Source organism: Streptomyces sp. NBC_00212, assembly GCF_045206365.1.
Lineage (GTDB): Bacteria > Actinomycetota > Actinomycetes > Streptomycetales > Streptomycetaceae > Streptomyces.
In genome coordinates, this window is the sequence record NZ_CP108115.1 from 8,429,545 (window position 1) to 8,456,479 (window position 26,935).

At 68.3% G+C, this 26,935-nt stretch carries 26 protein-coding genes and 1 pseudogene; 13 read left to right on the plus strand and 14 right to left on the minus strand.

All coding sequences use genetic code 11. The annotated features are described in order from the left end of the window. Positions 1 to 59: 59 nt before the first annotated feature. Both OHA17_RS38580 and OHA17_RS38585 read right to left on the minus strand, forming a co-directional pair. A complete protein-coding gene (locus OHA17_RS38580) occupies positions 60 to 1,190 on the minus strand; it encodes an NAD(P)-dependent alcohol dehydrogenase (protein WP_406510418.1) in 1,131 nt (376 codons plus the stop codon). A 73-nt stretch (positions 1,191 to 1,263) separates the two neighbouring features. After that, positions 1,264 to 1,734 carry a DUF4334 domain-containing protein gene (locus OHA17_RS38585; RefSeq protein ID WP_406510419.1) on the minus strand — a complete coding sequence of 157 codons (471 nt, stop codon included), beginning with the start codon at positions 1,732 to 1,734 and terminating at the stop codon, positions 1,264 to 1,266. 409 nt (positions 1,735 to 2,143) lie between these two features. On the opposite strand from OHA17_RS38585, the gene OHA17_RS38590 reads away from it, so the two are divergent. Next, complete coding sequence (locus OHA17_RS38590) at positions 2,144 to 2,614, plus strand: alpha/beta hydrolase fold domain-containing protein (protein ID WP_406510930.1); 471 nt, start codon at positions 2,144 to 2,146, stop codon at positions 2,612 to 2,614. A gap of 259 nt (positions 2,615 to 2,873) precedes the next feature. Here the strand turns inward: OHA17_RS38590 and OHA17_RS38595 are convergent, their stop codons facing one another. The 3 genes from OHA17_RS38595 to OHA17_RS38605 form a co-directional block, all read right to left on the minus strand. Then, positions 2,874 to 3,374 (minus strand): VOC family protein, encoded by a 501-nt coding sequence (locus tag OHA17_RS38595; RefSeq protein ID WP_406510420.1) that lies wholly within the window; start codon positions 3,372 to 3,374, stop codon positions 2,874 to 2,876. A 49-nt stretch (positions 3,375 to 3,423) separates the two neighbouring features. Next, positions 3,424 to 3,954: a transposase family protein gene (locus OHA17_RS38600; RefSeq protein WP_406510421.1), complete on the minus strand. Its 531-nt coding sequence runs from the start codon at positions 3,952 to 3,954 to the stop codon at positions 3,424 to 3,426. Between the two features lie 302 nt (positions 3,955 to 4,256). Then, complete coding sequence (locus OHA17_RS38605) at positions 4,257 to 5,180, minus strand: alpha/beta hydrolase (RefSeq protein WP_406510422.1); 924 nt, start codon at positions 5,178 to 5,180, stop codon at positions 4,257 to 4,259. A gap of 181 nt (positions 5,181 to 5,361) precedes the next feature. On the opposite strand from OHA17_RS38605, the gene OHA17_RS38610 reads away from it, so the two are divergent. Both OHA17_RS38610 and OHA17_RS38615 read left to right on the plus strand, forming a co-directional pair. Further along, entirely contained in the window at positions 5,362 to 6,252 is an 891-nt protein-coding gene (locus tag OHA17_RS38610) for a helix-turn-helix transcriptional regulator (protein WP_406510423.1), read from the plus strand. Positions 6,253 to 6,548: 296 nt separating this feature from the next. Next, positions 6,549 to 7,130 (plus strand): annotated as a pseudogene (locus tag OHA17_RS38615) (FAD-dependent monooxygenase). A 342-nt stretch (positions 7,131 to 7,472) separates the two neighbouring features. Here the strand turns inward: OHA17_RS38615 and OHA17_RS38620 are convergent. Beyond that, on the minus strand, positions 7,473 to 7,892 hold the full coding sequence (locus OHA17_RS38620) for a TetR family transcriptional regulator C-terminal domain-containing protein (RefSeq protein WP_406510931.1): 420 nt from the start codon (positions 7,890 to 7,892) through the stop codon (positions 7,473 to 7,475). 24 nt (positions 7,893 to 7,916) lie between these two features. After that, positions 7,917 to 8,762: a helix-turn-helix domain-containing protein gene (locus OHA17_RS38625; protein ID WP_406510424.1), complete on the minus strand. Its 846-nt coding sequence runs from the start codon at positions 8,760 to 8,762 to the stop codon at positions 7,917 to 7,919. Positions 8,763 to 8,901: 139 nt separating this feature from the next. Between OHA17_RS38625 and OHA17_RS38630 the strand changes: the two genes are divergently transcribed. The 3 genes from OHA17_RS38630 (at position 8,902) to OHA17_RS38640 (ending at position 10,798) form a co-directional block, all read left to right on the plus strand. Beyond that, positions 8,902 to 9,645 carry an SDR family oxidoreductase gene (locus OHA17_RS38630; protein WP_406510425.1) on the plus strand — a complete coding sequence of 248 codons (744 nt, stop codon included), beginning with the start codon at positions 8,902 to 8,904 and terminating at the stop codon, positions 9,643 to 9,645. Positions 9,646 to 9,676: 31 nt separating this feature from the next. Continuing rightward, the gene (locus OHA17_RS38635) at positions 9,677 to 10,033 is read left to right on the plus strand and encodes a nuclear transport factor 2 family protein (protein ID WP_406510426.1); all 357 of its coding nucleotides are present in this window, start codon (positions 9,677 to 9,679) and stop codon (positions 10,031 to 10,033) included. Positions 10,034 to 10,228: 195 nt separating this feature from the next. Continuing rightward, positions 10,229 to 10,798, plus strand: a complete 570-nt coding sequence (locus OHA17_RS38640) for an SET domain-containing protein-lysine N-methyltransferase (protein WP_406510427.1) — start codon at positions 10,229 to 10,231, stop codon at positions 10,796 to 10,798. A gap of 29 nt (positions 10,799 to 10,827) precedes the next feature. On the opposite strand, the gene OHA17_RS38645 is transcribed toward OHA17_RS38640, so the two are convergent. The 3 genes from OHA17_RS38645 to OHA17_RS38655 all read right to left on the minus strand — a co-directional run bounded on the left by OHA17_RS38645 (position 10,828) and on the right by OHA17_RS38655 (position 14,167). After that, the gene (locus OHA17_RS38645) at positions 10,828 to 12,108 is read right to left on the minus strand and encodes a peptide ligase PGM1-related protein (RefSeq protein WP_406510428.1); all 1,281 of its coding nucleotides are present in this window, start codon (positions 12,106 to 12,108) and stop codon (positions 10,828 to 10,830) included. Positions 12,109 to 12,717: 609 nt separating this feature from the next. Next, positions 12,718 to 13,047 carry a hypothetical protein gene (locus OHA17_RS38650; RefSeq protein ID WP_406510429.1) on the minus strand — a complete coding sequence of 110 codons (330 nt, stop codon included), beginning with the start codon at positions 13,045 to 13,047 and terminating at the stop codon, positions 12,718 to 12,720. A gap of 286 nt (positions 13,048 to 13,333) precedes the next feature. Next, complete coding sequence (locus OHA17_RS38655; RefSeq protein ID WP_406510430.1) at positions 13,334 to 14,167, minus strand: MBL fold metallo-hydrolase; 834 nt, start codon at positions 14,165 to 14,167, stop codon at positions 13,334 to 13,336. Between the two features lie 1,018 nt (positions 14,168 to 15,185). Between OHA17_RS38655 and OHA17_RS38660 the strand changes: the two genes are divergently transcribed. Continuing rightward, positions 15,186 to 15,821 carry a maleylpyruvate isomerase N-terminal domain-containing protein gene (locus tag OHA17_RS38660; protein ID WP_406510431.1) on the plus strand — a complete coding sequence of 212 codons (636 nt, stop codon included), beginning with the start codon at positions 15,186 to 15,188 and terminating at the stop codon, positions 15,819 to 15,821. A gap of 101 nt (positions 15,822 to 15,922) precedes the next feature. On the opposite strand, the gene OHA17_RS38665 is transcribed toward OHA17_RS38660, so the two are convergent. Beyond that, positions 15,923 to 16,465 (minus strand): GNAT family N-acetyltransferase, encoded by a 543-nt coding sequence (locus OHA17_RS38665; protein WP_406510432.1) that lies wholly within the window; start codon positions 16,463 to 16,465, stop codon positions 15,923 to 15,925. Between the two features lie 17 nt (positions 16,466 to 16,482). Between OHA17_RS38665 and OHA17_RS38670 the strand changes: the two genes are divergently transcribed. Next, the gene (locus tag OHA17_RS38670; RefSeq protein ID WP_406510433.1) at positions 16,483 to 17,073 is read left to right on the plus strand and encodes a GNAT family N-acetyltransferase; all 591 of its coding nucleotides are present in this window, start codon (positions 16,483 to 16,485) and stop codon (positions 17,071 to 17,073) included. Between the two features lie 380 nt (positions 17,074 to 17,453). On the opposite strand, the gene OHA17_RS38675 is transcribed toward OHA17_RS38670, so the two are convergent. The 3 genes from OHA17_RS38675 to OHA17_RS38685 all read right to left on the minus strand — a co-directional run bounded on the left by OHA17_RS38675 (position 17,454) and on the right by OHA17_RS38685 (position 22,316). Continuing rightward, positions 17,454 to 19,250: an alkaline phosphatase family protein gene (locus OHA17_RS38675; protein WP_406510434.1), complete on the minus strand. Its 1,797-nt coding sequence runs from the start codon at positions 19,248 to 19,250 to the stop codon at positions 17,454 to 17,456. A gap of 780 nt (positions 19,251 to 20,030) precedes the next feature. After that, a complete protein-coding gene (locus OHA17_RS38680) occupies positions 20,031 to 21,035 on the minus strand; it encodes a TIGR03842 family LLM class F420-dependent oxidoreductase (RefSeq protein WP_406510435.1) in 1,005 nt (334 codons plus the stop codon). 213 nt (positions 21,036 to 21,248) lie between these two features. Further along, on the minus strand, positions 21,249 to 22,316 hold the full coding sequence (locus OHA17_RS38685) for a glycosyltransferase family 87 protein (protein ID WP_406510436.1): 1,068 nt from the start codon (positions 22,314 to 22,316) through the stop codon (positions 21,249 to 21,251). A gap of 741 nt (positions 22,317 to 23,057) precedes the next feature. Between OHA17_RS38685 and OHA17_RS38690 the strand changes: the two genes are divergently transcribed. From OHA17_RS38690 to OHA17_RS38710, 5 genes are all read left to right on the plus strand, one after another. After that, a complete protein-coding gene (locus OHA17_RS38690; protein ID WP_406510437.1) occupies positions 23,058 to 23,231 on the plus strand; it encodes a hypothetical protein in 174 nt (57 codons plus the stop codon). A gap of 284 nt (positions 23,232 to 23,515) precedes the next feature. Further along, entirely contained in the window at positions 23,516 to 24,253 is a 738-nt protein-coding gene (locus OHA17_RS38695) for a helix-turn-helix domain-containing protein (RefSeq protein WP_406510438.1), read from the plus strand. 69 nt (positions 24,254 to 24,322) lie between these two features. Next, positions 24,323 to 25,834, plus strand: coding sequence for a CoA transferase (locus tag OHA17_RS38700; protein WP_406510439.1), 1,512 nt, complete (start codon positions 24,323 to 24,325; stop codon positions 25,832 to 25,834). Then, positions 25,831 to 26,394, plus strand: coding sequence for an IS630 family transposase (locus tag OHA17_RS38705; protein ID WP_406503981.1), 564 nt, complete (start codon positions 25,831 to 25,833; stop codon positions 26,392 to 26,394). The genes OHA17_RS38700 and OHA17_RS38705 overlap by 4 nt, the downstream gene beginning before the upstream one ends. Then, positions 26,394 to 26,927, plus strand: coding sequence for a CoA transferase (locus OHA17_RS38710; protein ID WP_406510440.1), 534 nt, complete (start codon positions 26,394 to 26,396; stop codon positions 26,925 to 26,927). Before OHA17_RS38705 ends, OHA17_RS38710 begins: the two co-directional genes overlap by 1 nt. The last annotated feature ends 8 nt before the right edge of the window (positions 26,928 to 26,935 follow it).

Consider the following 26,935-nt stretch of genomic DNA (forward strand, 5'->3'; position numbering starts at 1 on the left):
CGGGAGGCCGACCATCCAGGCACGGCAAGAGGAGCGTGCTGACTTGGGCCTCCCCGAGCTCATTCTCCTTCTGGGAAGGTGAGGACGGGCTTGATGACGTGGCCTGCTGAGGCGGCCTTGGCGGCGGCTTCGATGTCGTTGAAGGGGAACTCGGTGATGAGTTTGTCCAGGGGGAGTTCGCCTTGCCGGTGAAGGGTGATCAACTGTGGGATGGCTTCGGTGGGTACGGCATCGCCCTCGGTCACCCCGCGGATGGTGAGCCCTTTGGTTATCGCGGGCATGGTGTCGAACTCGGCCGTGCCGAGACCGACCAGGGCGAGTGTGCCTCGTTTACGCAAGGCGCTGATGGCCTGGGAGACCACGGCGGGCCGGCCGGTCGTGTCGATGGCGTGGTGCGGCCCTCCGCGCGTGAGGTCGCGGATGGCCGCTGCCACGTCGTCCTCGGTGGTGGGGTCGATGACTGCTGCGGCGCCGAGCTCCTGAGCCATGGCGCGTCGAGCGGTAACGGGGTCGATGGCGATGACGGTGACGCCGTCGGCGACGGCTGCCATGACGGCGCTCAACCCGACGCCACCGGCGCCGAAGACGACCAGGGTCTCGCCCGGTGACGGACGCAGGACGCTGCGGACCGTACCGACGCCTGTCTGGACGCTGCATCCCAAGGGCGCGGCCACAGCTGGGGGTAGGTCTGCGGGGATCTTGATGGTGTTGCTCTCGTAGGTGAGGCAGTGAGTCGCGAACGCGGACTGGCCGAAGAAGTTGCCGTAGACCGGCGTACCGTCCAGGCGGGAGAGGGGAGTGCTGCCGTCGGGGCGGGAGCCGCTGAAGTTGAGGATGCCGGCGCTCTCGCAGTACGCCGGGCTTCCCGTCACGCACTGTTGGCAGGCGTTGCAGCTTCGCAGGCTGAGGCACACGGTGTCGCCGGGGACGACGGTGGTCACCGCGTCCCCCACGGCCTCGACGACGCCGGCGCCCTCGTGGCCGAAGACCATGGGCAGACGTTCTCGGGGCCAGATCCGTCGTGTGCTGAGGTCGGTGTGGCAGATGCCAACGGCGGTGGTCCGCACCAGGATCTCGTCCGGCCGCGGCTCGTCGAGGTTCAGATGATGGATGGTGAAGGGGCCGCTGGGGGACTCCACCAGCGCTGCTTGTATGCGCACGCGTGTATTCCTTGTGCTGTCAGCCGCCATGGTGCCGCGGCCGGGACGGTTGGACGGACGTTGGTTGGGGGCAGGGCAGCACCCGTGTGCAACTGCTGTGCTTTTAAGTGCGTTTGAGAGTGAAGTAGAAGTGGCGCCCCTCATCGAGGACGTTCTTGCCGTTCATCACGCCCAGGAGGGTGTTGGTGTCGACCCGCTTGAAGTGGTCGAGCACGGGCTGTCCGTCATAGACCATCGTGGCGGTCACCTCCCCGCGGAACTCCACCATCCACAGGCTTGCCTCGCCCTTGGCCAGCTCGGCATTGGAGAAGAGTGCGCCGTGCTCGTCACGGCAGATCAGGGGTTCGACACGGGAGACGGAGTGGAAGGTCTTGCCGTACCACCTGGCCTGGGCCAGCAGGCTCTCCACTCGGTGACCGGTGACGATCCCGATGCCCTCCCAGGTCCCGAGGATTTCCTCCGGGCGTACGGTCTCCAGCGCCGCCCACAGCTGGTCCAGCTCACCGGTGTCGCACACGGTGCCATCGGCCGCCCGGATCGCGGCAATACGGGTGCGCGCTTGCTCGATGTCCATGAAGCAATCACTCCTTTCTCGGGTTCTGACACACTAACTCGCCTGGAGCTGTGGGCTGTTGGCGGCTACCCACCCACCAGCGGCGCCTGCGATGGGCTGTCCGGCCCTCCGTACGAGGCCTCGGGTGACTCCGGGGTGACAGTTCCGCGACGGCAGCCTGCGTGTCCCAGCGTGTCTCATTCAGGGGCCATTCAGGGGCCACGGCAACGTGTCTCACGATCTTGTCCCTTTGCCGGTGCCCGCTTCGACGCGGTTCAGGTTGTGACTCCAGGGCATGCAAGGCCGGTACGTTGCTCAGGACAACCGCAACTACCTGAAGGACAAGGTGGGTTGGGGTGAGCGAGCGCGGCCGACGGCGGCGTCACCGAACGGCGGACCGGGGCGTGTGGGTTCTGGAGGCCGCCGCACCATGCAGGGGTTCTGGGACGCCTACGCGCCTCCCGAAGCCATACGACACGACCCGTATGCGGCCCCGTTGTGGGCCAGCGACCGGCAGCTCACGGGACTGCCTGCCTTGGTGATCACGGCCGAGGCGGATGTTCTGCGCGACGAAGGTGAGGCGTACGCGGAGCGGCTGCGCCGTAACGGGAACCGGGTGAGCGCCGTACGGTATCCAGGAATCCCCAGCGACTTCCTGTCCCGCAGCAACCTCTACGCCACACACGCCGCTCACCGAGGCATCCACCGGGTGATCACCTACCTGGCTGCGGACCTGACTCGCCCCGGCAGCCCCCCCCCGTGGGTCCGGGGCGACGCCCGGCCCGCACGGGCATCTCCTCCATCGGCCGCCGGCGGATGCCCGCATACTCCTTGGTGCCCGATCCTGCAGCGTCCCGGTCGGCTCGCTGCCGAGTTTTGTGGCGACGGCCTTCTTCGCTGACCACTCGGTGCTGTCGTCATCTGAATTGCTGCGGTGGCCAGAGTGGCCAGCAGGCATGACCGGGTGCTATCGGTGGATGGGGCAGAGGCGTGCCTGGGTGTATGGCGAGGTCACTTCCCGAGAATCGGCTCGCCGTGGCGGGCCGGTCGGAACCGGAGGCATGTTGGCGAGGACGTTCTGCTGCCGGCGCAGGGCAGTCGGTGCCTGCGCCCACGCGGGGTGGCTCGGATCCCTGCTGTACTCGACTCCGGATCGTCGTTCAGGTTGCGGATCCGGCCGCTGCGCCCGTTTTGAGGTCGGGACCCCAGCGCTTGAGTGATTCTTCGAGGTCGAGTGCGCCGGCGCTGGCCTCTTCGGTCGCGGACGGCCAGTCCTCGCGAGGCACGCGCCACATGATCTCGAATTCGTTGCCGTCGGGGTCCTTGGCGTAGAGGGATTTCGACACCAGGTGGTTCGTTGATCCGACCAGGGCGCCGCGCTTGTCGATCTTGACGGCGATATCGGCCAGCTCGCCGAGAGTGCCTACTTCCCAGGCCAGGTGGTAGAGGCCGACGCTGCCTTGCTCGGGGCTGGGGGCCTCCGGCCCGACGGAGAAGAGGCCGAGGTCGTGGTCGTTGAGCGTGCCCTCGGCGCTGAGGAATGCCGCGCGGCCGGGGATGTCGACGTCGACCTTGAAGCCGAAGACGTCTGTGTAGAACTCGACGGATCGTGCGACATCGCGTACGTAGAGCACCGCGTGGTTGAGGCGGCGTACAGGCATGGGCTCTCCCGGGGCTGCGAAGTGTGAGGCGGTGGCCTCTCTTGTGACACTAAACAATGTGAGACTTCAAGTAAATCCCTGGATCTGCGAGCATCGCGATGAGATATCGGTGGGATGTCGGTGAGATATCGGACCGACTGGGTGGATTGGGAGGTTTTCGCTGCCCGAACATGATCCTTTGATGTGGAGTGGGCGGGCGTGACCTTGACTGACGAGCTCGCGCATGGATTTGGCGGCGTTCGGCTTGTTCTTGCCGGAGATGAACTCCTCCCGGTCCATGCACCCGGGGTCGGGCCTCCGGAGCCGGATCTCGGTGCCATCGACGATCCCGGTTCGGACCGTTCGCTCCGAGGCGTTCGATGACCTCGGCGAGCGATCGCAGCCGGACATCGGGGGTGACGGTGCAGCCGGGCTGCTGGGCCAGCAGGGGGCGTACTTCACCGATTGCGCGCGTGATGGTGGAGCGGTCTGCACCAAACCAACAGGCCGGTACGTCGTGGGTCGCGCCGTGGAGGGGGTGGGCAAGGGTCGTCAACAGGCGGTCGATGAAGGCCAGTTGGTGCTTCGCTCCGGCATTCACCGCTCGGCAACGGGGCCGTGAGGCGAGCGTGGCCTGATGTCGCTCACCGCAACGGGCCGATCTCGGCGAGGAGTTCAGCAATCACCTCGGGCGTCAGGCCCGTGATCCGCTGGCTTCAGATGGCTTCGGATGGTCGCTGCACGTGCCTGGTTCTCCACCACACAGACACTGATCAACGATCAAGGTCCCGACGCCCCCCGCCGACCATGCCCGAGCCGGTTATGCTGGCCGGCGCGTTTTGCCGGCAGCTGTGTCCGGGACGTGATCGGGGTGGCCGCGCTGCGGCACTCATGGCCACCGGTCTACTTGGCCTTGGGCAGGTGTGCCCCGAAGAAGCCGGAGAGCTTCGAGACCGCTGGGCCGACGTACTGCTCTTTGTCGTAGAGGTCGACGTGGCTGGCTCCGTCGATCCAGTGCAGTTCCTTGGGGCTGCGGGAGTTCTGGAATGCCTCCACGGCCATCCATGAGGTCACCGCCTGGCTTCCGACGATCATCAGCAGCGGTCGGGGTGCGATCAGGTCGACGAAGCGGAAGGCATCGAAGCTGACCAGGCGGTCGACGCTGGACCAGGTGAGGAACTTCGCCGAGCGCGGGTGCTGGGCGCGGTCGGTGCAGTAGTACTCGAAGCCCTCGAAGCCGTGCCGGCCGCCCAGGGCGCGAGCCTGCTCGGCGGTGTCGGGGAAGAGCTGGAAGGTCTGCACGCCGTCGCCGCGGGCTTCGGCGGTGCGCGCGGCTGCGGCCGCGTCGAGCATGCCCTGGATGACGGTGGGGTCCTGCGCACCGTCGGCGCCCAGGTGGAACTGGCGGGCGATGTCGACGGCGCTGACGGCAGCGACGGCCCTGATGCGGTGGTCGGTAGCGGTGGCGGAAAGCACATACCCGCCGGAGGCACAGATGCCCAGCGCCCCGATGCGGTCAGGGTCGACATCGTCGCAGGTGGTGAGGAAGGAGACCGCGGCCTTGATGTCTTCCACCCGGTGGGCCGGGTCCTCCAGGCCGCGCGGGGCGCCCTCGCTCTCGCCCTGGTAGGCGGCATCGAACGCGAGGGTGACGAAGCCCTGCTCAGCCAGGCGCCGCGCGTACAGGCCGGCGGTCTGTTCCTTGACGTCGCTGCCGGGATGGCCCACTACGACAGCGGGGCGGGGACCGCCGGATCCACTGTCGGGGGTGTAGAGGTGGCCGGCGAGCTTCAGGCCGGCGCTGGGAAAGGTGACGTCCGTCTTCATGGTGCTGCACTCCGGTCACACAGAGGGCGGGCTCGCCCCAGGGGCGGGATCCGGTGACCGCACCGGGTGTGCCGGCCACGTTCACCACCGTCGCGAAGCCCGGTACGCGGTGCCAGGGAGGGCCCTGCCTGTGCAGACCAGTACCAGGCACGCGGCTGCAGCCTGGCGGACACTGGGAACCATGGAAAACCGCGGCAATCCGTCAGGCGGCAACGAACTGGGCGACTTCCTGCGCGCCCGCCGCGCCGCCCTGGACCCGCACCGCGTCGGCCTGCCCGACGACGGCCGCCTGCGCCGGGTAGCGGGCCTGCCCCGGGAGGAACTGGCCCAGCTCGCGCACGTGAGCATCGACTACGTCGTACGGCTGGAACAGGGCCGGACCCGCCGGGTCTCCCGCCCGGTCCTGGACGCCCTCGCCGACGCACTGCAACTCGCCCCCGACGAACGCGCGTACCTGTTCACCGTGGCCGACGTCACGCAGCCCACCCCCGCCCGACAGGCCGCCGGGCAGAGGGTCGACCCGCAACTACGGCAACTGCTCGACGGCATGCACGACATCCCCGCCATGGTCCTCAATCGCCGCATGGACGTCCTGGCCTGGAACCGCGGCGCGACAGCCCTGCTGACCGACTTCGCCGCACTGCCCGCACCCGAGCGCAACCTGATCCGGCTGACCTTCCTCGACGACGCCTACCGGTCCCTGTACGCGGACTGGCCACGCGCCGCCCGCGAGTGCGTGGCGGTCCTGCGGATGGAGGCCGGGCGCAGTCCCGACGACCGGGATCTGATTGCCCTGGTCGGTGAACTCACCGTCCGGGACGCGGACTTCCGTACCTGGTGGGCAAGCCACCAGGTGCGAGGGCCCAGGCAGCTCACCAAGACCTACCGCCACCCGGTCATTGGCACCGTGACCCTCGACGTCCAGCAGTTCTCCGTCGACACACAGCCCGACCAGCAGCTGGTCGCTTACACGCCCCCACCGGACTCCCCCTCCCAGGAATCACTGCGCTTCCTCCTCCAATGGTCCGCCGGCCCAACCAGCCACACCACGGAACGAAGCCGCGGCCGCTAACCCGGGCCTTTCGCCCACAGCCACGTCCGGGTCGTGACCAAGAAGCGAAAGGGCCTTCTGAACTGGGGCGACGAGGCGCGCCCAGGTGTCCGTCGTACCAGCGGGGAAGGTGCTCTCTGAGTACGCACACCCCGGTCCCGCCCCAAGCGTTCCGTCACCGCCGACGGACACGGGCTCGTCAGCCACGCTCACACGTCGATTCCCGGCCCGTCGCCATGCGCGGGGCAGGCACGGGGTGTTGCTCGTGTACTGACGCAGTGGTGGCGGCGGCTTCCACCTACCGTGCCCAGGAGCGGATGGCCGAGCAATTCCGTGCCGGACCGGTCTTCCTGGCCGGCGATGCCGCCCATACGCACAGTCCGGCCGGGGCTCAGGGTATGAACACCGGGATGTAGGACGCCGGGAACTTGGCCTGGAAGCTCCACGCCGTCCTGACCGGCGCCGCCCCCGAGACGCTGCTGGACACCTATCACCGTGAGCGACAGCCGGTCGCGGCCCAACTGGTGGCCTTCACCAGCCAGTTCGCCCGGATCACGGACCTGACCGACCCTTCGGCCGGGCGGCGCCGCAAATGCGCTGCTGGCCGCCGCGGCCGCCAGACCGGGCATCACCGACTGGCTGGTTGCCACTCTCGCCCAGCTCGATATCGCCTATATCAGCGAACCCGACGTCGGCGTTCCGCGCTGTGGCACGCGCGTCTCGCCGCTGGTCGTCCCGCCGCACGGCCTCCGCTGGACTCTCGCTCTGCCCGGCACACCAGGGCGTGGCATCACGGCGGGCAGGCACGGGTCGATGGCCGTGCGGTACTGCCCGGACCTGCCAGCCACGCTCCTCGTGCGCTCCGACGGATACCTGGCCGCTACCGGCGTCCCCAGTGATCCGGAGTGATCCGGCCGCGGTCATCGAACGCCTCGGCCAGTACCTGCCCCCAGTAGGTCCGCCCGAACAACAGCCCGTTCAAGGAGACACGGGCATGACCACTCGTACTGGATCAACCAGCCTCATCCGACAGACCGCCGGTCTTCGACGGAAGCCGGCTGCTACCCGCACAGGACGTCCTCATCGACGGCCCGGTGACCGCAGCCGTCGGGACCACCTGGAGATCCCAGCCGGGCCAACGGTCCTGGACGGCACCGGACGCACCCTGTTGCCCGGCCTCATTGACGCCCACACCCACATCTCCGACACCGCGCAACTGCGCCAGGCGCTCGTCTTCGGGATCATGGCCGAACTCGACATGGGTGGCTCTGCCGAAACGGCCCGTCGGATGCGTGCCGCCGCCAACGAGCGGGACGACCTGGCAGACGTTCTCCGCGGCCGGCATGGGCGCGGCCGCCACCATGATCACGGGCGCGCAGCGCCGCCGAGTGCCAGGGCGAGGGAGGAGAGGCCGCCGACCGCTGGTCCGCATCGACCGGCGTCACCAGGTGGCGGCCGATCAGGAGCCCGGGCATGAGTGTCATGAGGACGGTCGCGACCTGCTCCAGGTCCGCCGTGGACGCCAGGGTGCCCTCGTCCCGCCAGCGGCGGGCCAGCTCGCTGAGGCTGCTGCGCACGGCCAGGTAGAAGGTCCGGGTGCGTCCTTCGAGTTCCGGACTGCGCAGTGCCTCGCCCCATGCCTGGATCGCGATGCGGGTCAGGTCATACGGCGATGGCTTCCGTTACTAAGGAGCGCTGAGCGCCTGCTGATCCTCCAGGGGCCGCACTGCACAGAGCAACGCCAGGCGGTCGGCGTCCTCGCTGCCGGGCTCGGCGGTGCCGACGAGGAGGCTCTGCCCGGGAGCGTCCTGCACCTCGAAGGTCTGGTACGTGAGCGTCATTCGGCCTGCAACGGGGTGGTGGAAGGTCTTGAAGCGGCCTCCCAGCCGAGCGACGTCCTGACACTCCCACAGTGCCGTGAACTCCGCGCTCCCGGTGCGGAGTTCGTCGATCAGGGCCGCGAGGTGGGGGTCGTGGCGCTCGTGGCCGTAGGCGAGCCGCAGCGCGGCGACGGTGTCACGCGCCACTGTGTCCCACTCCACGAACAGGGTGCGTGCGGCAGGGTCGCGGAAGAGGGAGCGGACCATGTGGCGTGGGTCCGCCAGCGGCGACATCAGCGCGGTGGCCGGCGCGTTCGACGCGAGAACGTCGAGGCGGCGGTTGACCACATACGCGACCGCCGCCGGAAAGGCGTCCATCAGACGTTGCAGTTGGGGTGCCACGCGCTCCGCGTCGGGGCCGGGGGCGTCATTGCATGGGACCAGGCCGGCCAGACGGTAGGCGTGCCAGCACGCGTCGGAGTCCAGGTTCAGGGCTCGGGCGAGGGAGTCGATGACCTGGCCGGAGGGGTGCCGTTCGCGGCCCTGTTCCAGGCGGGCGTAGTAGTCGGCGCTGACGCCGGCAAGGACGGCGACCTCCTCACGCCGCAACCCGCTCACACGGCGGCCCGTGGAGCGGGGAAGCCCCGCCTCCTGCGGACTGACCCGGGAACGGCGCGCCAGCAGGAATTCGCCCAGTTCATTGCCGCTCATACCCAAAAGCCTACGCCGCCACTTCCTAGGAGTACGGCACCCAGGAAGAGCCCTCCTGCCGCCTGCGCACGATCGGGCACATGCTGACGGAACCGTACGGCCCGCCATCGAGGCCGTCGCCCTGACGAAGGAAACGAGCATGACGCACCCGTCCACCACGGCCGCCCCGAAGACCGTCCTGGTCACCGGGGCCAGCAGCGGCATCGGCGAGGCCACCGCCCGGCGTCTGGCCGCAGCCGGCCATCACGTGGTCCTCGGCGCCCGCCGCGTGGAGCGTCTCACGGTACTCGCCAAGGAGATCGAAGGCGGTGGCGGCAGCGCGCTGCCGTACCCGCTGGACGTGACCGACCCGCTCAGCATGCGCTCCTTCGTCCAGGCCGCCCTCGACCGGTACGGCCGCATCGACGTCCTGGTCAACAACGCCGGAGTGATGCCCCTGTCCCGCCTGGACGCACTGCGGACCGACGAGTGGGACCGCATGATCGACGTCAACCTGCGCGGCGTCCTGCACGGCATCGCCGCAGTCCTTCCGGTCATGACCGCCCAGGGTGCCGGGCACATCGTGAACATCGCCTCCGTGTCCGGCCTGCGGGTCGACCCGACCGCCGCCGTCTACAGCGCCACCAAGCACGCCGTCCGCGCCCTGTCGGAGGGCCTGCGCCAGGAGAGCCGCCACCTGCGGGTCACCGTGATCAGCCCCGGCCTGACCCGCAGCGAGCTGGTCGACACCATCGCCGACCAGGACACCAAGGAAGCGGTCACGGGCCAGATGGCTCTCGCGATCCCCGCCGCCGCGATCGGCGAAGCGATCCACTACGCGATCACCCAGCCCGCCGACGTCGACGTCAACGAACTCGTCATCCGCCCCACCGCCCAAGGCTGAGCGGCACTCCCCGTACAGAAAGGCAACTGTCATGGTGACCGAAGACCAGGTACGCACCTGGGTCGAGGGATACCTGCGGGCCTGGGCCGGCAACAGCAAGAAAGACATCGCCGCACTGTTCACCCCGCAGGCCGAGTACCACGAATGGCCCTACGAGACCGACTGGATCGGCCGCGACGCCATCGTCGAAGGCTGGCAGAGCCGCGCACCCTGGCAGGAAGGCGGCTGGGACTTCGACTGGTCCCTCCTCACCCTCAACGGCGACACGGCCGCAGTCGAAGGCACTGGCCGCTATAAGGAACTGGGTACCTTCGCCAACCTGTGGACGGTGACGTTCGACAAGAACGGCCGCTGCACCATGTTCCGCATGTGGAACAACGAGATCTGATCGGAGATCCCGATCCCTGGCCGGCCGCCGCACGGTTGCAGGGAGGTCGCAGAGCCGCTGTCCTGGCCGGCCCCGGCCGCGGGGGAGCAGTGTCGACCGGATGTGATGGCTGAGAAGTGTTCCTAGCCGCCTCCATTCCGGGGCCGCTAGCGTCCCTCTTCTTACGGCCCAAGATTCTTTCGGGAGAGGCTTCGGATGAACGAGGACATCACCGTGGCTGGCTCCGCCGCGTTACCGGTGCAGGAGGCGGCGTCCCATGGACTCGGGCGGGCGATGCAGGACGGGGCACTGGATGCACTGTCCGGCGGGGTTGTCGTACGGGAGGCCGTCGGCAAGGGGTTGGGCGTCTACGCCGATCGGCCGTTCGCGGTCGGTGAGTTGGTGGTGCGGGGCCGGGTTGAGCGCGCCGCACCTCACCGTACCCGGCACTCCTTCCAGAAGGACTGGGACCTGCACGTCGAGCTCGACGAGACGGCCCGCAGCGTAAACCACTCCTGTATGCCCAATACGGGCGTCGTCGACAACACGCTCGGCGGCTACGACTTCGTCGCCCTCGTACCGATTCCTGCCGGGCAGGAGATCACTTGGGACTACGAGACGACCGAGTACGAGAGCATCGCGGTCGAGGACTGCCTGTGCGGCAGCTCCGAGTGCAGAGGCCGCACCCGGGGCTTCAGGTACCGCACGGATCCGATCCGCTACCTGGCGGCCTACCTGCGCAGCCGCCCACACCCCGTCCAGACGGCCACCGCAGAGCCGGCTTGAGGGGCCGCGGCACCCGGCTGCACAACTCCCTATACGCTCAGGTTCCTCAGCCGTCTCTCCAAGGCCTGGGCGCTTTCCAGATCCGGGGCCAGTGCGGCGTACTCGACGGTTCGTTGGTTCAGGGTGTCGTCGCCGGTGATCACCACCCCGGACCCGGTTGTCGGGTTGAAGCTCAGCTGGTCGCGGTCCATGGCGTTCAGGAGTGCGCGGATGCTGGGGGTGGGCAGGTCGTTGTGCGAGACCAGGACGTGGCTGTTCTGCCAGTGGGGGCCCAGGAGTTGGGTGGCGAGGTGGTGGAGGTGGGTGCAGCCGCCGAGCCGGGCGTTGACTTCGTTGAACCATACGTGTCCGGCGGAGTTGATGATGGCATCGATGTTGACCGGTCCGCGGTAGCCGAATGCGCTCATCGCGTCGGCCAGCCGCAGGGTGTGGCCGACCACCTCTTCAAGTACCCGGGAGGGGATGGACTGGGCGGGCATGATGAAGCCGTTCCAGATCGGTTCCATCAGCATCTCGCCTACGTTCAGCAGCCGAGGAGGGCCGGAGTGGGGGCCGGGGCAGTGCACTTCCAGGCACAGGGAGCGGCAGTCGGGATGGTAGGTCTCGGCGACGACTTGCCCGTGGGGAGCGTGGCTCTGGGCCAGTCCGGTATGAGCGATGATCGCCCGCCGGTCCTTGTCGGTGTTCAGTGGGTGGGTGCCGGCGGCGCCGGCCGCCGTCATGCCCGCATCCTTGTAGCACAGCAGGTTGCCGGCTCCGCCGCCGCTGCGGTCGGCTTTGACGATGACCGCCCCGGTCGGCACGGTCAGTCGCTCCAGTGCCCGCTCCAGATCACCGCTGGTGGCGCACACTGCCCCGTCCGGAACGGGAACACCGATACCGGCGGCCAGGGCTCGGAAGACAGCCTTGCTGTTGAACAGTTCTGCCCCGCCCTGTGTATCGAAAGCGGACACCGCGGCCTCGGGCAGGCCGATCTCCAGCGCCAACGCGGAGACCCCGCGGTCCGGCAGATAGGCCCGGATCTCCCACTCGCCGGGGACGGCCACGAGCTTCTTCAAACGAGCCAGCATCTCCGGCTGCCACAGCACCTGTTGACTCAGCACCCGCACACCGCGGTCCTGCGGGTCCAGCAGGTTCACGCGTGCGGGGCTGAAGTCCATCATGGCTCCCACGTGGGCAACGTACGCCGCGTCCACCGGCTGCGGCAGCACCAGCGCGTCCCCCTCGCGCAGCAGCCACACCATGCGCGACGCGACGACCGGAGTACCCAGCGCCTCCCTGGGATCCAGATCCTCCAGACGGTCCACCATGTACTCGCTGTTGCAGTTACCCACCCATAGCCTGCGCACATCGCCTCCCACCGGCACGTGATGATCGCTTCATCCTGTCCCGCACGCATGGAGACGAACCGTGCCCGGCCCACTCTCGCGTCTTGCTGACAGCCTGGTCGGCTCGCACCTTCTTCCGCTTCTTCCGCTCGTCGTCGACGGACCGGGCGAGGTACCCGTGCGGGTCCGGGCGAGCAGGGAAACCGGGGCCGCTGGCAGCAGATCCCACCATCAGGCCGCAAAGGTCAGCCGGATCGGCCGACCGCTGCCCACTTCTCAACCGAGCGTGCCGAGCGTGCCGAGCTGCTTCCGCAGCCTGCCGTCACTGGAAGTCCCGCTGCGCGGGGCGGTTCGCGCGATTTGCTGTCCGGTCCTCGCCTGGTGGGTGGTTGGCCGGGGACCTTGTCGTCCAAGCACTCCTGCTGGGCAGGTACTGGCATCGGAGGGGCGGTTATGTGTCAGATCCAGGACCGGATCACCGAGTCGATCGCTTTCCGCAAGGCCGAGTTCTCGCCCGCGGAACATCAGCGTCTCTATCCAGCTGGCCAGAACCGATGCGCTTTCACCGCCTGAGCACCACACCACTTCATGCTACCGGGCGTTGGCGTTCCCGATTTCGGCAACCAATGCAGCCATCTCCCGCAAGCGCTCGTAGTACTCGATCGCGCCGCCCTCATCATCGATCAACGGCAGGACCTTTTCAACGGCCGCGAGGCACCCAAGCAGGATCTCGTTCACACTCTCATCGAGGGACCCCGGCAGCGACGAGGAGGCACAGCCAGCGATCTCTGCGTCCAGCAACACCATGTCTTCACCCTCGATCTCTCGACGGCGCATGTGTGGTGGGAATGGCGCGCGCATGTGCTCTTCCCGCAGCCGTGAGAGCAGGTTCAGTCCCGGTTTGCTCATGTTCGCGATCATGCCCTACATCCAGGCTCTGCGGAAAAGAGCCCCCGCAGAGCCGTCGAATGACCGCTCGACCTGCTTCTTCGGCCATGGACGCCTGCCTGCCGACCTGAGGACCACCGCACTCAGAAAACGGCCGCCCATTTACCGAGGGCGGGTCTATTCGCGGCTCACGCACGCGCGGGCGATTGCACCCTTCCTGCGATGGGAGCAGGGTTTCTCCTATTTGCTTCCCTGATGAGAAAGATTTGGGTTTAGTTACCCGAATAATTGTGCCAACTGGGCGAAAGTGCTCCTGTTCTTAGGTGAGTAGGCCCAGGCCGCTGTACCAGAGGGGGCCGGGGTTGAGGCGATCGCCGTGGAGCTTCGTCATCTCGTCGAAGAACTCCAGCGGGGTCGGCCTGCCGGCCAGCAGGCGGATCGCGTCGCGCAGGTACTGGCGGGTCTCGTCCAGGATTTTCGGGTCGTCGGGGAGGTCTTTGTTCTTGTGGCCGGCGACGACATGGCGCGGGTTGAGCGCGGCGATACGGTCGATGCCGTCGAGCCACGCCTGGAGGCCGCCGTTGCCTCCTTCGAGCATCATCTGGTGCACGCCGTTGTAGACGACGTCTCCGGCGACGACGAGGTCGATCGACGGTACGTGCAGGACGCTGGAGTCGTCGGTGTCGGTGTGGCCGGTCTCGACCGCGCGCAGGACTCGGCCCTCCAGGCGGAACCCTTCGGCCGGTACAGGGATGGCGAGGATCGGGGTGTTCTCGGGGACCTGGGGGAAAGTCTTTGCGAACCCCTCCTCCTTGCCCTTCAGCTGCTCGCGCATCTGCCCGATGGTGCCCTCGGTGGCGTACACAACGGTGCCGTCATCACCGAACCGCTCCAGCAGCGTCGCCGTCCCGAACCAGTGGTCGGGGTGGCCGTGGGTGATGTACACGTACGCGAGTCGCTTGCCGGAGCGCTCCACGCCCTCGGCGACCTGGGCGATCTGCCCGTGCGTCAGCGGCGGGTCCACCAGGACGGCATCCCGTTCCCCGTAGATCAGGGTGGACGAGACGGGAGAGGAGATGATCTGGTCGCCGTTCGGCATCCGCAGATCGGTCCTCCTGGGGACGCCGTCCGCGACGAGCACCTCGTAGGACAAGGGCGCAGGCTCGGTCAATGTGGGCACTTCCCTCACGCATGGGCGTAGGTACCGCTATCACCCTCACACAAGCAGAAGTGGCCTGCCCGTCGAATGTCTCTGCGAGCAGGTCCGGGGCTGAGTCTCCATGGGGCAGCCTCGCGACTGGCGACTTTCGCTGAGCAGAGTGGCCATCTACGGTTGAGCTTGCGGGCTGTGACCTGCGATTCCGTGTGCTGCTGTGGCCAACTACCGGTGGAGGCCACAGGGACGGGCCCGGTGCCTGGTATTCCTGCGCGGTCTGCAGGTCCAGCGTGGGAACCAGCACCAGGACCCGGCCTCTGGGGAACATGTCCAGCACGGCCAACGCGGCGGTGAACATCCTGCCCGCCCCTGTCGCCGACACCACGGTGTCCCGCGCACCCCGTCGGTCACGGCGGGACGCGACATGGTGAGACCGCTTTCTCGTGAGGGACTGGTCGCCAGGAGGCATCGGAGGTGGGGCAGGCCCGCAGGGTTCGGACGGAAGCCGCTGCGGGCGGAACCCGGAGCTGCCTGTGAGGTGTTGAGCTGGGTCGCGGGGTTTGGTGTGTCATCCTGCCCGGCAGAGTTCCAGATCTGTGTCGTCAGTGGCCAGGTCCCGTGCCGAGGCGCGGGTCTGGTCGCTCTGGTGGCGCAGCATGAGGCCGGCGGCATCCAGCAGCTGCTGGACCCTCGTCCAGTTGGCGTCACCGGGTGGCCCCGTCCTCCCAGAATGCCATCATCAGTACGGTGCGTTTGTCCTGCCGCAGGATCACCGGTCCGTCGGCCTCGAATACCGGCGGACGTGCATGCCGTCTGGGTCCGCGGCTTCGGCCAGCGACAAGTCCCAGCGCGCCGTAGAGGGAAGCCAGCGGGTTCCAGGCTTGTGGGGGCCGTTCTCGCGGGAACCTGGTTGGGGCAGTGGATGTTCTGGGGTTCCGGCCAGGGTGGCTTCTCGCGGGCTGTATCTCCCAGTTGCCCGGACCGCATACTGGGGCCAGTCGATCATGGGGGTCTGATGAGTCTGACAGGCGCGTATCTGGATACCGCGGCTCAAGCCGTGACGTTGCTGGGTGCGCCGGAGGTCGCCGCTTCCTGGGAGAAGACCAGCGCGTTGACGGACATGACGGTCGGCGCCTTGGCCGGTCACATCGCGTACCAGGTCTTCAGCGTGACTCCGGCCCTGCACGGGCCCACGTCGCATGAGGTACCGATCCAGCTGCTTGAGCACTATTCCCGCGCCGCGTGGGTCAACGCCCCGCTCGACGGTGAGGCGAACGCCGGTATTCGGACGAAGGGTGAGGACATCGCGTCCGAGGGCGCCGCAGTGCTGCTGGAGCGCGCCCGTGCGGCACTTGTTGAGCAGAGGGCTGCCCTTCCGACGGTTCGGGGTGGCTGGACCGTATTCATGCCCCAGACGGGGTGGACTCTGAGCCTCGACGACTTCCTCGTGACGCGCATGATGGAACTCGCCGTTCACATGGACGACCTGGCCGTCAGCGTGGGAATCGCTGCGCCGGAACTCTCGGCCACGGCATTTGATCCCGTGCTGACGTTGTTGGCCAGACTCTCCGCCCGCCGACACGGCCAAGCGGCATTGCTGCGCGCTTTGGCCCGAGCGGAGCGCGCGCCGTCCGCGATCAACGCGGTCTGAGCCGCTCAGGCCTCAGTTGGATCGATCGTGAAGTACTCGGGACGGGTAGCGCGGACGCGGTGGATCGCAGTGTGCAGGTGATGCCGGACAGGCGCAGCGCATCAGCGGTGCTGCCGGAATGCAGGGAGTCGCGGAAGTCCGGTTGCCCGAACATCTCGTACTTCCGGGTCCCTTGAGTACTCGCTTCTCGGTCGCGAGTCATCGTCAAGATCCGTGAGTCGGGTCGCTCTGGGGCGGTCGGGGCCGGACATCCTGATCTTGATGTTGTCCTTGCCGTCCCGGGCGACTTCATGCAGGCTCATGCGCCCGTAGAGAGCCTGGGCCCGCTGGTTGACCGCGAGAACGTCCAAGGCGAGGTCCATGCCTGGCCGGTGAGCCTGCCGCAGGAGGGTGCGGATGAGTCCGCTGCCGATGCCGCGCCTCTGGTAGTCCGGGTGGAGCTGGATCCGGGCAAGGTAGATCTCGTTGGGCCGGTGTTCGACGTGGAGCACCTGGTGTGCTGCGAAAGGCCAAACCGGGCATGACCTCAGGCGCCGTCCTCTGGGGGCACTTGGTCGCGCGGATGAGCGGACACGTCGTTCTACCAGCCCGCCGAGAAACCCCGTTGCGAGTGGCTCGCATCGGATGTCTGATTGACCGGCCACCGATCAAGGGAGGGAACATGACGACGTCGCTGCCCACCCCCGCGCTGCACACCGCTCGCCTTCGACTGCGTGCCTTCGAAGACGCGGATGCGAACGGCCTCTTCGCATTGCACAGCAGCGCCTATGTGCTGCGTTACTGGGACGCGCCACCGTGGAGCGCACGCGTGCGCGCCGAGCAGTTCATCACGGCTTGCCGGCAGATGGCGCAGCAGGGCAGCGGGGCGCGGCTGGCCGTGGATCGTGTCTGCGACGGGGCGTTCATCGGCTGGTGCAGCCTGAACAGGTGGGATCCGGACCACCGCAGCGCGTCGCTGGGCTACTGCTTCGACGATGCGGCGTGGGGCCATGGCTACGCGACGGAGGCAGCGCGCGTTCTGCTGCAGTGGGCGTTCGACACTCTGGACCTCAATCGCGTCCAGGCTGAGACCGATACGCGCAACGTGGCATCTGCTCGTGTGCTGGAGAAGCTCGGCTTCGTGCGCGAAGGGACGTTGCGAGAAGACTGTGTCGTGAACGGCGAGGTCTCTGACTCGTGGGTCTTCGGGCTGATCAGGCGAGAGTGGCGGCCGTCGTCAGAGCCGGTTCCGCCGACTGAATCGAGGCTGTGAAGCGAGAGACGCTCTCAAGGGCGCGAAAGCGCGGCCCACCCCCCCGCCACACGAGGCTCGCGGCGTTCCGTGGGCGAGCCGATACCACACCGTCCCAGGCAGCGGACGCGCAAAGCCCCCGCCGGCCCGGAGTCCGGCAGAGGCTTCGTAGCGGGGATCAGTGGCCGAAGACGACTCGGCGGTGGTGCCGTGCCCACCGCTAGGGCACAGGGCGATAGACAGGCTGGGTGGTTGGCCTCCGGGGAGTCTTGGGAACCGCAGGTCCCCGGCCTGCGCGGGTGTTTCTGCGCAGGCCCGCCTGGCACCCTCGTTCGCTGCGCGTCATCCCACTCGTGCCTCGCCTCGGGTGCTGCCTGGTGTGCCGGAGCAAGGCTGCCGGATCAGCCCACGGCGAGTGAGAACGGTCCGGCCAGCACCGAGTAGCCGTCATTGGCCAGGTAGTACACGTCGTAGCTGCCCGGGCCGCTCAGCTTGCCGGTGGAGAAGGTCTCCGCGCCGCTGGAGTCGGGTGCGTAGGCCCAGGCCAGGGACGACTGCTTGCCGGGGGCGACACCGGCAGGGTAGATGCCGATCCAGTTCTTCGCGTTCACCTGCGCGGCGGACGGCACCGAGTACCGGAAGGTGACGTTGCCGCCGTTCGCGACCGAGTTCAGGTCGCCGGTGAGAGTCGGTGTCGTCCCGGTGTACGGTGCGAAGGCCGCGTTGAGCGGCGTTGCGTAGGTGTCATTGGCAGTCAGGCCGGGCAGGCCGAGGGCCGCTTCGACGGTGCGGGCGATGCCGTAGTGGTCGTAGTGGGCGGGACTGGTGGTCGCTGCCGGAACGGTGCCCTGGGAACCCACGAGCGTGGTCACGATGTGGTTGTACGCCTCGCTGTTGCTCTCGTCCCAGGTCAGGACGAGTAGTGAGCGCTCCTTGGTCCAGGCGGGAGAGGTCAGGACCGGGGCGAGGGTCTGCTTCAGCCAGCCGTCCTGGGTCTTGAGGCTGGTGACGTTGCCGTTGCCGGAGGCCTCGCCGTCGTAGTAGTCGTCGGCGGCGATCCAGGAGAAGTTCGGGGTGGTCGAAGCCGATCTGAGGTCGGTGGCAAGCTGCGTGGTGTCGAAGAGGTGCGCGGCACAGCGTGACGCGTTGCCACTGACATTGGTGTAGTTGATGAACGGCGCGTCGTCGGGCTCGTAGTAACTGTCATTGTTGTTCTTGGTGTTGCAGGGCGTGCCCATCCCCTGTTCGTAGGCCTTCCAGCTCTTGCCGGCCGCCTCCAGGGTGTCGCCCAGGTGGCGTTGGGGCGAGTTGATGTTGGGCCAGTAGGTGGCGCCCTTGGCGTAGGTGTCGCCGCCGGCGACGGCGAGGTAGTTCTCGTCGCTGGGGTGGTAGACGCCGTGGAAGTCGGTCATGGTCGCGCCCTGATCCATGAGGCTGTGCAGGTAGGGCGTGTCGGTCGGATCGTTCATGACGGCGGAGTAGTCGGTGTTCTCCATCATGACCATGAACACGTGGTCGTAGCCCGGCACTTTCGACACGGGAGGAGTGAGCGGGGCCGGCGCAGTGACCGGTGTGTTCAGGGTGAGGGAGAGGTTGTCGACGTAGCCGGTCTCGTGTGACGTCGACAGGAACTGCACCTCGACCTGGATCGAGCGGGTACCCGCAGGTACCGGACCGGTGGTGCTACGGGCGAGGAACTTGGTGGCCAGGGCCCGGTCGGAGGCGGAGACCGTGGGCAGCTTGGCGATGCTGCCCAGCGGACGGCCGTTCGCGTCCTGGAAGTGCAGGCCCACGGCGGCGTACCCGCTGTAGGTGGTCCAGCCGCCGAGCCAGCCGGAGAGGTTGTAGCTCACCCCGCCGCCGTCCACCGCCGCGGCCGCCGAGGAGACGTCGACGGTCTGCGACATCGAACCGTCACCGAAGTTGCCGGGCCCGAAGAAGGCCTTGCCGGGAGCATTGCCGTCGCTGGGCAGCCCGAACGAACCAGCGGTGTGGCACATCACGTTCACCCCGCCGGCCTGAGCGGTCCAGCCGGGCACAGTGGTGGCCGCCGCCCAGTCGTCAGTGCAGTAACCCCCGGCCTCCGCATCGCCGTTGACGATGAGATTGCCGCTGCCCCCGGCGGCGTGAGCCGGGGGAGGGGAGAAGATCAGCAAGCTGAGGAGGGCGAGCCCCCAGCTGAGGAGTCTTCGGCGCAAGTGCATTTCTGTACCTCGTCCCGTGTGAAAAGCGTGGGTGTCATGAGGGAGCGGGCCGTTCGGCCCCGGCCGTGCGCGATGAACGGGACATGGATATCGATCCCCGCCGTCAGACGGAAGAACCAAGTCCAAACTTGGTTAGACAAGTTGGCATGGTGATGGTCATGGCTGCCCTGGCGGGAATCCGTGCGGGGCTTCGCAGGCCGTTCTCGTCGCCGGTGGCGGCCGATTTGCGGTACCAGGACTTCGCCGCATCTCTGTCTCCGAGCCGCAAGCGGATGTCTCCCGGGTGTTCATCACGGCAGCACTGCCCGCGACGGCGGCCTGCCGGGCCCGGCGCTCGGCCTGGCTGCTCTCACCCCGGTGCTGCCCTGACCTGCGGCAATGCGATGCAGGGGTTCGATGTGCTCTCGGAGTCGGAAGCGCAATTACGCAGCCGTGAACTGCGTGGCGGGAATGGCACAGGGGCCGTTAGCCGCCGCACCGCGCTACTTGCTGGGCACGTTCCCGCTGTGCTTCCCGCAGGAGGAGGAGCCGGACGACGTCTTCCTGCGCTCTCCCTTCCTGGCGCACACGGCGCCAACCGCAGCACGGGGTGCGAACGCTGCGGCCGGCAGAAGCGGAGGCTGGGCCATGAAGCGCGGTCGCTGAGAACCGCTCAATCCTCACCGGTTTACTTTCGTACGTACGAGAAGGGGACCCGCGGAGCCGGAGGGGGACCGGGGCGGGACTGTCAGAGGTCTGTCCTCCCGCGCCGAGGTCGGTTCGGCGGGCCGACGCTCAACCCTGGGTCAGGGCGGGGATGATGTGCTGGCCGTAGGCGTCGATGACTTCCTCGCGGGCGTCGTGCATGGCGTACAGGGCGAACTGATCGACGCCCAGTGCCTTCAGATGCTTCAGCTTTTGGATGTGCTGGTCGGCGGTGCCGATGATGCAGAAGCGGTCGACGATCTCGTCGGGTACGAAGGCGGTGTCGGGGTTGTCGGTGCGGCCGTGGTGGCTGTAGTCGTAGCCTTGGCGCGCCTTGATGTATTCGGTGAGCGCCTCGGGGACCAGGCCGGAGTGTTCGCCGTAGCGGGAGACCAGGTCGGCGACGTGGTTGCCGACCATGCCGCCGAACCAGCGGCACTGCTCGCGGGCGTGCGCGAGGTCGTCGCCGACGTAGGCGGGTGCGGCGACGCAGATCGTGATCGAGGCGGGGTCGCGGCCCGCGTCGGCGGCGGCCTTGCGGACCGCCTTGACCATCCATTCCGTGAGGAAGGGGTCGGCGAGCTGGAGGATGAAGCCGTCGGCCTTCTCCCCTGCGAGCGCGAGGGCCTTGGGGCCGTACGCCGCCATCCAGACGGGCAGCTTTCCGTCCTTCACCCAGGGCAGTCGCAGGCGCTGCCCGTCGATGTCGGCCTCGCGGCCCTCGGCGAGGTCGCGGATGACGCCCATCGCCTCGCCGAGCCGGGCCAGGGTGTTGGGTTTGCGGCCCGCCACCCGCATCGCCGAGTCGCCGCGCCCGATGCCGCAGACCGTCCGGTTGCCGTACATGTCGTTCAGGGTGGCGAAGGTGGAGGCGGTCGTTTCAAGCGACCTTGTCCCCGGAGCCGTCACCATCGGGCCCACGAGTAACTGCTCGGTGTGTTCCAGGATGCGGCTGTAGATCACGAAGGGCTCCTGCCAGAGCACCGCCGAGTCGAAGGTCCAGCCGTAGCGGAACCCGTTGTCCTCCGCGCGCCGCATCAGCTCCACGACGGCCGAGGCGGGCGGGTCGGTCTGCAGAACAACGCCGAAATCCATACGTACACTCCTTGATCACGTGCCCCGCCTTCCCCGTCAGCATCTGCCAGGGCCTATGTGCACAGGAAGTCCGGATCACGCCGAACCCGTCCATGTTCGCTCCCGTGAACTGGCGCGTTCGTGTCGAGCCCGCCGAGCACTGGCGGCCGAGAGCGGCGAGGTGGTGCTGCCGTTCCACCTGGCCCGCCGCGCCGGACGACCACGCACATCCGGTCAGGGCGCAACTGCCCGCCCCGGATGTGATCGAGCGGGCGGGCCTTCGCGCCACTGCGCCGTATCCGTACTGTCCTTGCCCCTCGTGGAGCGGGTCAGACGGCAGAGCGATGGCCAGGCGAAGAGGGCGACGGGGTAGATGGCGTAGCCGACGCGGGTGGCGGGGGACAGGGCTATGGCCAGGGACAGGCCCCAGCCGAGCCGGTGGGCCGCGGCGGCCGCGGTTCGCGGCGGACGGATGAGGAGCGAGGCTGCGACGGCCACGGCGCTCACGGCGATGAGTGCCACGGCGACGCTCTTGCCGTGCGGCAGTGTGGCGACGAGCAGATGCCCCAGCAGCGGGCTCTCGGCCGATGACGTCGTGGCGCTCAGCCCGAACGGGTAGAGGACGACGTTCTGGTAGAACCCGGCGGGGTCGACCAGGAGCGGGGGCAGCACGGCGAGCGCGCCGACTCCCGTCGAGACGACGACACACTTCGCCGCCGGGCGTCGGCCGCCGGAAGCCATCAGCAGGGCGGCAACTACGGGAATGGCCGGCCACGCAGTCCACTTCAACGACGCCGCCACACCCAGCGCCACACCGGAGAGGCCGGGGCGCCCGCGATGTGCACACGCCAGAGCGAGCAACAGGAGCCCGACCACAGGGGGATCCACGCCACCGAAGGCAAGGGGAAGAGCCACCAGTGGGCATGCAGTGAGCCACAGCACTCCTGTAGCCGTGGTGGAGCCACGTTCGTCGCGGCACACCCCTTGCATCGTCACGCGCATGGCACCGATGGCCGTGGCCAGATAACCGACGAGACACGACAGCCGGGCACTGGTGAGCATGCTGTCCCCGAACAGCACACGCGGCAGCCCGAAGAGTGCCATTCCCGGCAGGTACGGATTGAAGTCCGGCACCTCAACGGGGTGGTGGAGATAGGGAGTTCCGGAGGAGGTCAGGAGGTCGGCCCCTCGCTCGACGACTCCCACCTCCATCTGCTCAAGACCGGCGACCGTCAGCCACACCAGCGGCACGGCCACCGTCCCGATGGCGGCGATGAAACCGGCGAGGTGTGGCCAGCGCACGGGCGACCTGGCCACCGCCAGGCTCGCGCACGCATAGCCCACCGTGGCGATGAGACCCCATGTCCGCTGTGAGGTGTGGACGGGTGATGCCAGGCCAACGACCAACGCCGCTATGGCACTTGCCGTCAGTGCGGGCCAATCCCATCGCCAGTGCTTCGCGCGGAGTCCTGGGATGGAATGGGTGATGTCGGTTGCCTGTCGGGATATGCGCATCAGCATGAGTGGCCAGCCGTTCGTGAGCACCCGAGCCAGTGGCAGGGGCCATCTCGGCTGTGTCGGGCAGGAGCGGTTCATGGGTGCGGGAGACTATACACAGGATGTATACGCACTATGTATAGTGGCACCATGTTCAGCCGCTCCATCCCCCTCATGCCGCCATGAGTAACTCTTCGCCGGGGGTGCCACCGGGTTCTCCGCCGCTCGGGTTTCGCGCAACTACGCCTCGATCTCCGCGAGTTGGACGCGATGGCCCCAGTGGCTTGAAGGCCGCCGCAGATGAGGTGCGCCAAGAGGTCACCGACCTGGCCTCGAACGGCGCGTACGAAGGGGTACGTAGCGACCAAGCTCGTCAACGGCGGCGGCCCTGAGGCCAAGGGCGCGGTCATGGCCGTACTGCAGGGCCCGGCGAACCAGCTCGACGAGTTCATCCAGGCAGGCCAGTGCATGGCCGACCGAAATGACCAGCTCACCAACAACCCGTCGCACAGGTCCAGTGCCTGATCAACGAAGCAGACGGCGTTCTTGTTGTACGGCCTGCCCGCCGTCGCGATCGCCACGCGACTCGCCGCACCGGTCGACTACGACGCCCTGGGCCGGCCCCTGATGGTCTGGCAGCCGGACCGCTCCCAACGTGACGGCAGCCGGGCCAGCCGGGAATTCCGCTCCGGCACGAGGCGAACGCCCTCCAGTTGGTGATCACCTTGACGGTGAGCAGCGACAACAGCCCGGACATCACTTGCACCCTGTAGGGCGGCGTTGGCCGGGTCCGCCAGACTCGGGCCCGGGCCGGGACGGCGGCCGGAGCCTCAGCGACACGTGGCCACGGCAACGTGTCTCACGATCTTGTCTCTTTGCCGGCCGCGTGACGTCTGTGTGTGGGGGAGGGGTCGGCTTGCTCGTCGGGGTGGTGCGGGAAAGGATCGACGGGCCGTGTCGGCGCCGGTGGCCGACGGCGTAGAACAAGGACGAGATGGGGCGGGATGAGCGAGCACAGCCGACGGCGTCGGCACCGTACGGTGGACCGGGTCGTGTGGATCTTGGAGGCCGCCGCGCGGGTGCCGGGTGGGGTGACCGTGGCCGAGTTGGCGCGGACGGCCGGGGTACCGGCGAGTTCGGTGCAGGACCTGGTCAACAGCCTTGTCGCGACGGGTTTTCTGCTGGAACAGCACCGGCGCTTCAGGCTCGGGCCCGCCCCGCACGTCCTCAACCTCATCGCAGACCGGGTCGTCCCGCGGATCAGCCAGGCCGAGCTCAACGAGCTGAGCCGCGTCGCGGGTACCCCGGTGCTGCTCACCGTGCGGGTCGGGCTCGACGCCGTGCACCTCGCGCGCGGCGGCGAGGACGAGATTCCCCGCCTCGTGCCGCTCGCCGACGAGCACATGGCCCGGCCGCTCCTGCGTACCGCCGCGGGCCGTCTGCTGCTGGCCTTCACCGACGAGGCGGAGCGCCGTGGGCTGCTCGACGAGCTCGCCCGCCACGACGCCGAGGCGGTCGCCGAGTTCCGCAGCGCTCTTCCGGCGATCCGCGCGTCACGGATCAGCCGCAGCGAAGGTCTGGCCGACCCCGAAGTCAGCGCGCTCGCGATCCCCGTCACCGACGGCCCCGACGTCACGGGTGCCCTCGTTCTGATGCACCGGCGTCGCGGCCGCTCGGAGCGGCTGAGTCTGGACCGGGCGGCGGCCCGGCTCCTCGCGCACATCCAGGAGAGGCGGACGTGACGTTCGCATCGATTCACGGATATCCGTGAATCTGGGCGCTGGTGCGGTGCTGGGAACGAGCATTCCGGCATGACTTCGAACACGCTGACCACGACCGAACCGACGCCTCCGCCATCCACCGGCGAGATGGTCTCCCGGCTGCTGCACACCCTCGGCGACCCCGATCCGGCCCGGGGGGCCGAGGACATCACCGTCGTCGGGGCCGATCCCCTGGTGCCCTCGGTGCACCGCCTCGCCGATGCCATGTCCGCCGCGATCGGGGTCTTCGGGCGGCAGATGGCGGCGGTCGGTGAACAGCGCGGTCACCGGCACCAGAGGGTTCAGGTGCAAGCCGGGGCCGCGATCGACCAGCTCATGGCGACGTATCACACGACGCTGTCGGGGCGCCCGCTCGGTGCTCTCCTCGACGATCCGACGTTGCTCGGCAACAACGACTTCTACCGGGCGCGCGACGGCCGGTGGATCTTCATCATCACCACCTATCCGCATCTGCGGGACGCGGTCTGCTCCGTGCTGAGGTGCGGACTCGACAAGGTGGGGATCGCGCAGGCCGCGTCAAGCTGGGACGCCTTCACGCTGGAGGAGGCCATCTGCGCGCGGGGCGGCGTGGCCTGCGCCGTGCGCACCCGCGACGAATGGCTCGCGCACCCCGCAGGACGGTATGTCGCGCAGCGCCCGGTCGTCGAGATCGAACGCGTCGGTGACGGGCCGGTCCGGCCTCTGGAGCCGATCGGCGAGGCCGACGAGGCGCTCGCGGGTGTCCGGGTGCTCGATCTCACCCATGTCATCGCAGGTCCCGTCGCGGCGCGGCTCCTCGCCCAGTTCGGCTCCGACGTGCTGCACCTGTCGCGTCCCGACCGCCCCGACCCGATCCCGATGATCGCGATGACCGGCGGCGGCAAGCGCAACGCCTACTGCGACCTGCGCGACGATCACGACCGTGCGGCCTTCCACGACGCTCTAAAACACGCGGACGTGTTACTGACCTTTCCGATGGGTTGTCGGCGTGATGTCGGCGGTGTTCCGCGCTATGCCTGGGCTATGCGATACGCGCAAGGGGGTGGGCTCCGGGCTCATGAACAGGCCGCCCGTGAACGGGTACGGATGCTGGCAGCCGAGGGCTTTGAGCGGGGCGGGAAGAACACGGTCATCGCGAAGGACCTGCGGGTGAGCGTCCGTTCGGTCGAACGCTGGAGGCGGGACTGGAGGGCTCACGGCAGGGCCGGTTTGCGCTGTTCGGGGCCGGCCAAGAGTCCGAAGGTCGGCCCGCAGGAGTTCGCCGGACTGGAGGAGGAACTGCTGCGGGGGACGGTGTTCCACGGATGGCCGAACGAGCGGTGGACCCTGTCGCGGGTGCAGACCCTTCTCGTTGAGAAGCTCGGCGTGTGGCTGTCGATCCGCGGAGTGTGGGAGTTGCTGCGGCGTCACGGCTGGTCGTGCCAGCAGCCTGCGCGGCGCGCGGTGGAGCGTGATGGGGCGGGCGTCGCAGGCTGGGTGAAGGAGACTTGGCCGTCGGCAAAGCCATCGCGGCGACGCGCGGGGCCTGGCTCGTCTTTGAGGACGAAGCCGCTGTCTCGATGACGTCGCACCGCGGCCGGACCTGGGCCCCGAGGGGGAAGACCCCCGTGATCCAGTTCAACGGCTCCTCCCGCGGACGGGTGACCCTGGCCGCACTCGCCTGCTACAAGGCCGGTGAGCGCAGCCGGCTCATCTACCGCCCACGCGTCCAGGGCCATCACCTGGGCAGTCAAAGGGGGTTCACCTGGCGGGACTACCGTGATCTGCTGGTGCGGGCCCATCTCCAGCTCGGCGGGCCCGTCGTGGTGATCTGGGACAATCTGAATGTCCACCGCAGCGCCGACCTCAGGGACTATGCCGCCGAGCATGACTGGCTGACCATCGTCCAGCTGCCGTCGTATTCACCGGATTTGAATCCGGTGGAGGGCATCTGGTCCCTTCTGCGGCGGGCCGTGACCGCGAACATCGTCTTCGCCGACCGCGACCACCTCGTCCGGGCCGTCCGCAGCGGCCTGCGGCGAATCCAGCACACACCAGCCCTCATCGACGGCTGCCTCGACGGCACCGGCCTCTCGCCACCTACAGATGACACCAGCCCGACAACCCATCGGAAAGGTCAGTAGTGCACGCCTACCGGGGACTTGCCCGGCACGGGGCGTCGACCGAGGAACTCGTCCGGCGCCGCCCCGGACTCATCACCCTCGAATACCACGCCTGGGGCGCCGAAGGCCCCTGGGGCGAACGCGGTGGGTTCGACCAACTCGCCTGCTCGGCAACCGGATTCGCCGTCGAGGAGTGGACGGACCGGCCGTCGCTGCCGCCAACGTACCTGCTCAATGACTACCTCGCCGCCTACCTCGGGGCCGCCGCCGTGGCAACGGTCCTGCGCCGGCGTGCGGCGGAGGGCGGCTCCTGGCGGATCCGCGTGACCTTGGCCGGGGTGTGTCACTGGGTGCAGGAACTCGGGCTGCTGGCGAGGGAGGACGTACTCGACCTGCCCCGGCCCGGGCACGCGCCACTCGCCGCGCTGTCGACCACCCAGACCGACTTCGGCCCGCTCACCGAACCGGCGACACCGTTCGCGTACAGCGGGCGCACGGTCCCCCAGCCCGGCCGGCGTACCCCGCTCGGGTCTGCTGCGCTCCAGTGGCGCTAGGGGGCGTC